A 9,422-nucleotide genomic window follows, 5' to 3' on the forward strand; every position below is an offset into this window, starting at 1 on the left:
CACCTTGGCGGACTGGATCTTTATCCTGATGGTGTTATACGGTAAATCTTACCCACCACATCTGGGGAAGAGCCGCTAATATTAAAGATAAGCAGGCTATATGAATTAAGCTCTCAACATAGAGCTGAAGGAAAAATTAGACGCTGTTTATAGAAGATATAGAGACATTAAAAGTATACCCGAGAGTATACGTCGTTAAACGTAAGCCTTTGTCTTATATGGCGCGCCTGGAGCGATTACTCGGACTACGTCCTCGCCCTACGGGCCGGCCTTCGGCCGTTCTGCGCCGACTTCGTCGGCTAGTCGAACGCGGCTTTCTGATGTCGAGCGTTCTAAAAGTCATCTTCAGGCGCACAAACAAAAACACCTCCGCAAGGGAGGTGCTTTTGTGTGTATGGCGCGCCTGGAGCGATTCGAACGCCCGACCGCCTGGTTCGTAGCCAGGTACTCTATCCAGCTGAGCTACAGGCGCTTAGGAGCGGAGCATTATCCTTGGAATCCGCTATACAGTCAAGATTAGATCATTCTAATGTAGGCTGAATTTAGAGGGTTCGGCCTCCTCGCCAGCTACATGAAACAAGCCCGTCATACTGGCGTATGCCAGTATCCAGAGAAACTGAATAAACATTATGTGATTTAGATTCCGGCCTGCGCCGATGACGGCGTATTAACAAAAAACCGCCCATGTGGGCGGTTTTGTGTATGGCGGATGCCCTGACACTGAAAGTGTAGGGTACTCACAATGAACCCCCTGGGGTTCTGTGAGAAGAGGGATTATTCGGCTCTTCGAGCCTCACCCCTTCGGGGCCAGCGTCGCAAAGAACGCTCCGCTGTTCAAATCTCCCCGGCGGCCTACCCGGCCTTGTGGAAATTTGTCGAACCGGCTTTTTATATTCATCGAGGGTTCAAATCCCTCCCTTATAAACAAAAAACCGCCCATGTGGGCGGTTTTGTGTATGGCGGAGAGCGAGGGATTCGAACCCTCGATAGGGTATAAGCCTATACACCCTTAGCAGGGGTGCGCCTTCAGCCACTCGGCCAGCTCTCCAAAAACTCTAACTATCAATTTTAACCGGCTCTAACTACTCCATCGCATCCAATATAAAATGGAGCCACTTGCCGGAGCGGAGGTTGCCCTGACACCAGAGGTGTAGGGTACTCACAATGAATCCTACAAGGATTCTGTGAGACAGCCTAATGAAGCCCGAAGGGATTCTTGGTGCGGCCAGCTCTCCAATTCTTTCTTTTGCGTTCTTCCTGCCTCGGCATATCACCGCAGCAGGGGCCGTATTATATAGGGTTAAGGCGCAAGCAAAAAGCCCCGACCGGCAATTGGTCGAGGCTTTTTTGTCAGCCTGGCTTATTAAACGCGATAATTAACGAAATCGCTTGTCGCCCACCCCGAAAAATCCGGGAAATACAACTTACTCGGCTACCGTAGGTGCAGGTTCATCTTTCTCACGCTGAATGCGTTCGTAGATTTCCTCACGGTGCACACTGACATCCTTGGGGGCATTCACACCGATACGTACCTGGTTACCCTTTACACCCAGTACGGTTACGGTGACATCATCACCGATAATCAGCGTTTCGCCGACACGTCTTGTCAAAATTAACATCTTACCGCTCTCCTGATAGAACCATTACAACAACTGGTTGAGTCATCCTTTTTCCGAACCCGCCTTCTATATCGTTCAGCAAAGTCGAAACTTTATCCCCGTGATACTCCTTTTTAACGGCAATATGCCGTCACCTCTCCCGATCGTTTTGCCTGCCCTGGCACTTTTTTATTATGCGCTTATTCTATAATCATAATTTGTACAGGTATATGGGCTTTTCTAATATTTTAATCCTGTTCCAGATCAAAGGCTTGGTGCAGTGCACGCACGCCGAGCTCGAGATACTTCTCATCCACGACCACCGACACCTTGATTTCCGAGGTAGAAATCATCTGAATATTGATATTTTCCTGTGCCAGGGTCGAAAACATCTTGCTGGCGATACCCGCATGGGAGCGCATGCCCACGCCGACCAGGGAAACCTTGACGATATTATCGTCGCCCTTGACTTCGCGGGCCGCGAGATCCCGAGCAACCTGCTCAAGTACTTCCATGCCACGCTTGAATTCATTGCGGTGCACGGTGAAGGTGAAATCGGTGGTCTCGTCGGCGGCGACGTTCTGCACGATCATATCCACTTCAATATTGGCATCCGCGATAGGCCCCAGGATCTTGGAGGCGACACCAGGCTGATCCGGCACACCCAGAATGGTCAGCTTGGCCTCGTCACGATTGAAGGCGATGCCTGAAATAACCGGTTGTTCCATGCTTGTTTCCTCGGAGGTGATCAAGGTGCCCTGCCCGCTGTCATCAAATGACGACAGCACACGCAGCGGCACATTGTACTTGCTGGCAAACTCGACCGAGCGGATCTGCAGGACCTTGGAACCGAGACTCGCCATTTCGAGCATTTCTTCGTAAGTGACGCGCTCCAGACGGCGGGCAGTCGGGACCACACGCGGGTCAGTGGTATAGACACCGTCGACGTCAGTGTAAATCTGGCACTCGTCGGCCGCCAGTGCCGCGGCCATGGCCACAGCAGTGGTGTCGGATCCGCCACGCCCGAGGGTCGTGACATTGCCGTGTTCATCGATGCCCTGGAAGCCGGCGACGACAACGACGCGACCGGCATCAAGGTCGGCACGCACGCGGACGGCGTCGATATCCATAATGCGCGCCTTGTTGTGGGTACTGTCGGTAAGGATGCGCACCTGGCTGCCGGTATAGGAACGGGCCGGGTAACCGCGCGCCTCCAGGCACATGCTCAACAGGGCAATCGTCACCTGCTCGCCGGTGGAGAGCAGCACGTCCAGTTCGCGCGGGCTCGGGCGATCACTGACGCCGGCGGCAAGTTCGAGCAGGCGATTGGTTTCACCACTCATGGCGGACAGGACGATGACCATTTGATCGCCGGCATCACGACCCTTGATCACACGATCGGCGACGGCCTGGATGCGCTCAACGCTACCCACCGAGGTGCCACCATATTTTTGTACGATTAGTGCCATGTCTGCCTGTTCTCGAACCCGTTATAAGGACGCGCCGCTGGAATAATTCAGCGGCGAAGATTAAACACGAAACCTTAATGGATATAAAGGACTTTAGCTCGTTCAGGCACCGATTTGTGCCTCGACCCATTGGAAATGGGTGAGGTACTCATGATGAAGCCCGAAGGGATTCTATGAGCGACTTGACCCATGCCGCGACCGAATCTAATGCCCCATCCAGTGCCGCCGGGTCATTGCCGCCGGCCTGGGCCATGTCCGGACGACCACCACCACGACCGCCGACCTGTTGGGCAACGCTGTTGACGAGGTCCCCGGCCTTGATACGGTCAGTGGCATCCTTGCTGACCCCGGCGATCAGCGTCACCTTGTCGCCCTCGGCGGCACCGAGGATGACAGCCGACGTGCCGAGCTTGTTCTTTAGCTGATCGACGGTGTCGCGCAGGGCCTTGGCATCGGCACCGTCAAGACGCGCGGCGAGGACCTTGATGCCGCCGACGTCGACGGCCTGCGCCGCCAGGTCGGTGCCAGCCGAAGTGGCCAGCTTGGCTTTTAATTGTTCGAGTTCTTTTTCTACCTTGCGCTGCCGGTCGAGTAACTGCGCGACCTTGTCATCAATATCCTCGCGGTTGCCCTTGAGCAACTTCGCGATGTTATCGAGACGCGTCTCGTCCTCGGCAATGCGCTTCAGCCCCCCTGGCCCGGTTACTGCCTCGATGCGGCGGATGCCGGCGGCGATCCCGGTTTCATTAATGATCTTGAACACGCCGATGTCACCGGTGCGTTTCACATGTGTGCCACCACAAAGCTCGATGGAAAAGTCGCCCATGCTCAGCACGCGCACCTCGTCGGCATATTTCTCGCCGAACAGGGCCATGGCGCCGGAGGCGCGGGCATCATCAATCGCCATGAGCCGGGTGTCCACGGCATGGTTGGCGCGAATCTGCTCGTTGACCAGGTCTTCGACCTTACTTAGCTGCTCTGCTGTCAGCGGCTCAAAGTGCGAGAAGTCAAAGCGCAGGCGTTCGGTGTTGACCAGCGAGCCCTTCTGGGTCACGTGTTCACCCAGCACCTGGCGCAGGGCCGCGTGCATGAGGTGGGTAGCGGAATGGTTCAGCGCCGTGGCCTGGCGCGCCGCCATATCCACCTCGGCGGTGACCGTATCGCCAACCGCCAGGGCACCGGCGCACATCTTGCCGATATGCAAAATCGTCTCGCTGCCGACCTTCTGTGTATCAGTGACCTTGAAGCTGATACCCGTTTCCTTGAGCACGCCGATATCACCGGCCTGGCCACCGGATTCGGCATAGAACGGGGTCTGCTCCAGAACCACGATGCCCTCCTGCCCGGTCTCGAGGCTATCGACCCGCTGACCATCATGGAACAGCGCGATGACCTTTGTATCTTCAACAAGGTGTTCATAACCGGTAAACGGTGTGCTGACATCCAGCTTCAATTCGCCGTTATCCGTGGTGTGGAACTTGCCAGCGGCGCGGGCGCGTTCCCGCTGGGCATTCATTTCCCGTTCAAAACCCTCGGTATCAAGCGTCAGGTTGTGCTCGCGCGCGATATCGGCGGTGAGGTCAAACGGGAAACCATAGGTATCATAAAGCTTGAACACGGTCTCGCCGGGGATCACCGTGCCCTTTAGTTCACTAATGGCCGCCTCGAGGATCTTCATGCCCTGTTCAAGGGTCTCGGCAAAGCGTTCCTCTTCATTGCGCAGAATGCGCTCGACCTGTTCGCGGGCGGCGGGCAGTTCCGGATAGGCATCCCCCATTTCGTCACACAGCGGACCAACCAGTTTATAAAAGAAGGTGTCGCTAATGCCGAGCTTGTAACCATGGCGGATGGCGCGGCGAATAATCCGGCGCAATACATAGCCCCGGCCCTCGTTGGAAGGCACAACGCCATCAACAATGAGGAAACTGCAGGCGCGAATGTGATCGGCGATCACGCGCAAGGAGGCCTGCTTCAGATCATCGGTGCCGACGAGTTTGGCTACCGCACGGAGCAGGTTCTGGAACAGGTCGATGTCATAGTTTTCGTGCCCGTTTTGCAGAATCGCGGCCAGCCGCTCAAGGCCCATGCCGGTATCCACGGAGGGCGCCGGCAGCGGCGTCAGCTTGCCCTGACTGTCACGGTCATATTGCATGAAGACAAGATTCCAGATCTCGATGTAGCGATCTCCGTCTTCTTCCGGCGTACCCGGCAGGCCGCCCGGCACGTCCGGGCCATGGTCGTAAAAGATTTCCGAGGAAGGGCCACATGGGCCGGTGTCACCCATCTGCCAGAAGTTGTCCGAGCCGCCGTCCGGCTTGTCACCGATACGGAGAATGCGTTCGGCCGGTAATCCCACGTCTTTTGCCCAGATGTCGTAGGCCTCATCATCGGTTTCATACACCGTGACCCATAACAGCTCCGGCGGCAGCTTGATGACCTCGGTAAGAAACTCCCATGCGTATTTAATGGCGTCGCGTTTGAAGTAGTCACCAAAGCTGAAGTTGCCGAGCATTTCAAAGAAGGTATGGTGCCGCGCCGTGTAGCCGACGTTTTCCAGGTCGTTGTGCTTGCCGCCGGCGCGCACGCAACGCTGCACACTCGCGGCCCGCACATAAGGACGCTTTTCATGACCAAGGAAGGTTTCCTTGAACTGTACCATGCCGGCATTGGTAAACAGCAGGGTCGGATCATTGGCCGGCACCAGCGGGCTGCTGGCGACTATTTCATGGCCCTTCGTCTGGAAATACTCCAGGAAAGCCTGACGAATGTCATTCGTGCTCATCATCGTTCTAATCATCCAACCCTTTTAGTGCCGCATTCATCTGCGCGTGGGAAAAGCCCCGGTATTGCAAGAACCGCATCTGTTTGGCACGTTGTTCAAACGCCGCCGGCGGTTCTTCCCCAAATTTCCTTACCCGCACCTCGCGGGCGAGGCCGGACCAGTCAATATCGGCATCGTCCAGGTACGTTTCTATCAGTACTTCTTCGACGCCGCGTTCCTGCATTTCCAGGCGAATGCGCACCGGGCCATAGCCCCTGGCGCTGCGCATGCGCACATAACTTTCCGCGTAACGCTCGTTACTCAGCAGGCGATCCGCAATCAGCGCGGCGATCACCTTATCAATGACGTCAGCGGGAAAATCTCGCTGTTGCAGCTTGCGCGTCAGTTCAAACTCCGAATGTTCGCGCCGGGCGAGCATATTGGCGGCTGAGCGGAGTGCTTTATCATACATCGCAATTGGCCTCGAACCCCACAGCCAGGCGCGTATTTTAGCCTAGCCGGACAATGACTTAAAGTGGCTTGCCCACATCCATGTGGCAGAGCCTAAGGAATGCAAAAGGGGTGCATCAGCACCCCTTTTATTCAACTTTCAGCCGGATATTCAGGCTTCGACATCTTCTTCCAGCACATCGTCATCTTCAGCAGCGGCTGGCTTGGCCGGTTTGACCTTCGGCGGCAGCAACCTGGCACGGATCTGTTCCTCGATCTCGTTCGCCATATCCGGGTTCTCCTTCAGGAAGTTACGCACATTGTCCTTACCCTGGCCGATACGTTCACCGTTATAGCTGTACCAGGCCCCGGCCTTGTCGACAATGCCCTGAAGCACGCCCATATCGATGATTTCGCCATAGTGCGAGATCCCCTCACCATAGAGGATATCGAACTGCACCTGTTTGAACGGTGGCGCGACCTTGTTCTTCACGACCTTGACGCGGGTCTCGTTGCCGAGCACCTCGTCACCCTTCTTGATGGCGCCGATGCGGCGGATATCCAGGCGCACCGAGGCGTAAAACTTCAACGCATTACCACCGGTGGTGGTCTCGGGGTTGCCGAACATGACGCCGATCTTCATCCGGATCTGGTTAATAAAGATCACCAGCGTGTTTGAACGCTTGATGTTGGCTGTCAGCTTGCGCAGCGCCTGCGACATGAGGCGGGCCTGCAGGCCCATGTGCGAGTCGCCCATATCGCCCTCGATTTCAGCCTTTGGCGTCAGCGCGGCGACCGAGTCGATCACGAGCACGTCCACGGCACTGGAGCGCACCAGCATATCGGTGATTTCCAGTGCCTGTTCGCCGGTATCCGGCTGCGAGACCAGCAGGTCATCGACATTCACACCGAGTTTCTCGGCGTAACTCGGGTCGAGGGCGTGCTCGGCATCCACAAAGGCACAGGTGCCACCGGCCTTCTGTGCCTCGGCGATTACGTGCAGAGTCAGGGTCGTCTTACCGGATGATTCCGGGCCGTAGATCTCGACCACGCGGCCTTTCGGCAGGCCACCGATACCGAGGGCGACATCCAGCCCCAGGGAACCGGTCGAGATGGCCTCGATATCCCGGCTCACGCCTTCATCGCCAAGGCGCATGACCGAGCCCTTGCCGAACTGCTTTTCGATTTGGCCGAGTGCGGCGCTGAGTGCCTTGTTCTTCTGTTCTGCTGTATTCGCCATGTTGTTTCTCCTGTGCATCGATCGGTGGTGACCTTTTCAAATCAGTCTTGTCAGTTCGTGATGAGGCCGTCCCTCACCTGTTGCATGAGAGACTAGGCTATACTTTTCACTGTGTCAATACTTTTTACCACCTAGTTATTTTATACTTTGTCATATTTTTTAATCAGATCCTTTATATATGCGTCACAGGCGCTATAATTCCCTGTAAATTCAATGGAGTTAGCATGGCAAGTCGCTACAAATCCCCCGCCGAGGTCAAATGGGCCGTCCGCCAACGGTTCCAATATATAGAGATCATGGCCTTTTATACCGGCCTGGTGAGCCGCAGTGACGTGGCCAGAACCTTCGGCCTCTCCGATGCCGCCGCCACCAAGGACCTGAAGGCCTACAGCGAACAGGCCCCGGATAACCTCGCCTACCGCCACAGCGTGTTCGGCTTTGTGCCAACCGCCAGCTTCCAGCCCCTGTTTGCCGACCTCTCCCCAGAGGTGGTGCTGCCGATGATTGCCACTAACCTGGCCACGAGTGGTGGCGCTGCTGACCGTGGCGGTGAAGAAAGCATATATGGCATCCCGGTCGAAGCACTGCCACTGCCGACCCGCCTGCCCGCTGCCGGGGTCTGCGCCCCCATCATCCGCGCCATCAAGCAGCACCGCCAGGTACGCATCGGTTACAAGTCCCTCTCGGACCGCGAGGCCGAAGACAGCCGCGTCATCGAACCGCACTCCCTCGTTAACACCGGGCTACGCTGGCACGTGCGCGCCTACAACCTCGATACCTATGACTTCCGTGACTTCGTGCTCTCGCGCATCGTCGCCGCCGAACTGCTCGATAGCGAGGCCGAGTCCAACCTCATGTATGACGATGACTGGGTAGAGCTCGCCACGCTGCAGCTCGCCCCGCACCCGAAGCTGGATGCACGCAAGCGTGAAAGCCTGTTGGTGGATTACAATGCGCAAGGTGATGTCATCGAACTGGAGGTCAGGCATGCACTGGTCGGTTACATGCTGCATCGCCTGTCGGTGGACACAACGGTGGATCACTCCATGAACCCGAATGCCTACCAGCTGGTGCTGGTGAACCGTGACGAGATCGAGCCGTTTGCCGGCTGGGCGTTTTTGTAGGTCGGCTTAGCTATCCGCGATGGCGTAAGCCGACACGCCCATGCTAAACAACTACGCAGACCCATACCGCCGAACCCAAGGTTGCACATCACGCAGAGACACATATAAATCGCGGTAACGAAGTTCCATGCGTTAATCTTGACCTTGTAGAATAAATAAAGCCAGATTGAGCTATACAGGCCACTAATAACCGTAATAAAAAACTATCCTGTTTGTCATAAAGCAACCATCTGGCACACCTGGACGAAAATGAAACCAAACCTCTCCCAAAAAAATGAGGTCAGCATGATAAAAATGAAATTCTTACTCGCTCTGATGGCCCTGTTCCTGCCTGCCTATGCATTGGCGACAAAGACGTGTCCGCCCTCTCCTTGTTTCGAGGATTCTCGGTTTTCGTCGAAAATGTGTGAAGCAGTGTCCGATTGGGTTGCTATCGGGAGCATCGAAAATATCATTCACGATCCCCAGGGCGAACCTCTTCTCAAGGACTTCGCGAGCTTCACTTTCAAGATCAAGAGCTGGGAAAAAGGTGCCGATAAGGATTTGGATATGATCAGGTTTAAAGTTGGCTGGTGCAGTAACCGTCAGGAATTGCCTGAAGACACCTCGGGATTATTCAGGCTTTATGGAAAGAGATATGTCATTGATGAACAATCGACATACGAATATCTATACATTGATAGATTTAAATGAATAAATGAAAACACTGCTGTCCCGTTAATTCCCTCTCCCTTCGGGAGAGGGTTAGGGTGAGGGGATTTAGATTCGATAACACATTGT

7 protein-coding genes and 2 tRNA genes are annotated in these 9,422 nt (G+C 55.4%); 2 read left to right on the forward strand and 7 right to left on the reverse strand.

Annotated features, from left to right (window positions below; all coding sequences use genetic code 11):
* Positions 1-395 precede the first annotated feature (395 nt).
* The 7 genes from RQ738_RS12350 to recA all read right to left on the reverse strand — a co-directional run bounded on the left by RQ738_RS12350 (position 396) and on the right by recA (position 7,518).
* Positions 396-472 (reverse strand) — tRNA-Arg (locus RQ738_RS12350).
* 485 nt (positions 473-957) lie between these two features.
* Positions 958-1,048: transfer RNA gene (locus tag RQ738_RS12355), tRNA-Ser, on the reverse strand.
* Between the two features lie 376 nt (positions 1,049-1,424).
* Positions 1,425-1,619: a carbon storage regulator CsrA gene (csrA, locus tag RQ738_RS12360; RefSeq protein WP_314165549.1), complete on the reverse strand. Its 195-nt coding sequence runs from the start codon at positions 1,617-1,619 to the stop codon at positions 1,425-1,427.
* A 227-nt stretch (positions 1,620-1,846) separates the two neighbouring features.
* Positions 1,847-3,067, reverse strand: coding sequence for an aspartate kinase (locus tag RQ738_RS12365; RefSeq protein ID WP_314165550.1), 1,221 nt, complete (start codon positions 3,065-3,067; stop codon positions 1,847-1,849).
* Between the two features lie 148 nt (positions 3,068-3,215).
* Positions 3,216-5,852, reverse strand: a complete 2,637-nt coding sequence (gene alaS, locus RQ738_RS12370) for an alanine--tRNA ligase (protein ID WP_314165552.1) — start codon at positions 5,850-5,852, stop codon at positions 3,216-3,218.
* Positions 5,853-5,856: 4 nt separating this feature from the next.
* The gene (locus RQ738_RS12375) at positions 5,857-6,300 is read right to left on the reverse strand and encodes a regulatory protein RecX (protein ID WP_314165553.1); all 444 of its coding nucleotides are present in this window, start codon (positions 6,298-6,300) and stop codon (positions 5,857-5,859) included.
* 150 nt (positions 6,301-6,450) lie between these two features.
* Positions 6,451-7,518, reverse strand: coding sequence for a recombinase RecA (gene recA / locus RQ738_RS12380; protein WP_314165554.1), 1,068 nt, complete (start codon positions 7,516-7,518; stop codon positions 6,451-6,453).
* A 224-nt stretch (positions 7,519-7,742) separates the two neighbouring features.
* Between recA and RQ738_RS12385 the strand changes: the two genes are divergently transcribed.
* Together RQ738_RS12385 and RQ738_RS12390 are read left to right on the forward strand one after the other, a co-directional pair.
* Positions 7,743-8,642 (forward strand): helix-turn-helix transcriptional regulator, encoded by a 900-nt coding sequence (locus tag RQ738_RS12385; protein ID WP_314165555.1) that lies wholly within the window; start codon positions 7,743-7,745, stop codon positions 8,640-8,642.
* Between the two features lie 249 nt (positions 8,643-8,891).
* Positions 8,892-9,335: a hypothetical protein gene (locus RQ738_RS12390; RefSeq protein WP_314165556.1), complete on the forward strand. Its 444-nt coding sequence runs from the start codon at positions 8,892-8,894 to the stop codon at positions 9,333-9,335.
* The last annotated feature ends 87 nt before the right edge of the window (positions 9,336-9,422 follow it).

Source organism: Sulfuriflexus sp. (assembly GCF_032250955.1).
GTDB lineage: Bacteria > Pseudomonadota > Gammaproteobacteria > AKS1 > AKS1 > Sulfuriflexus.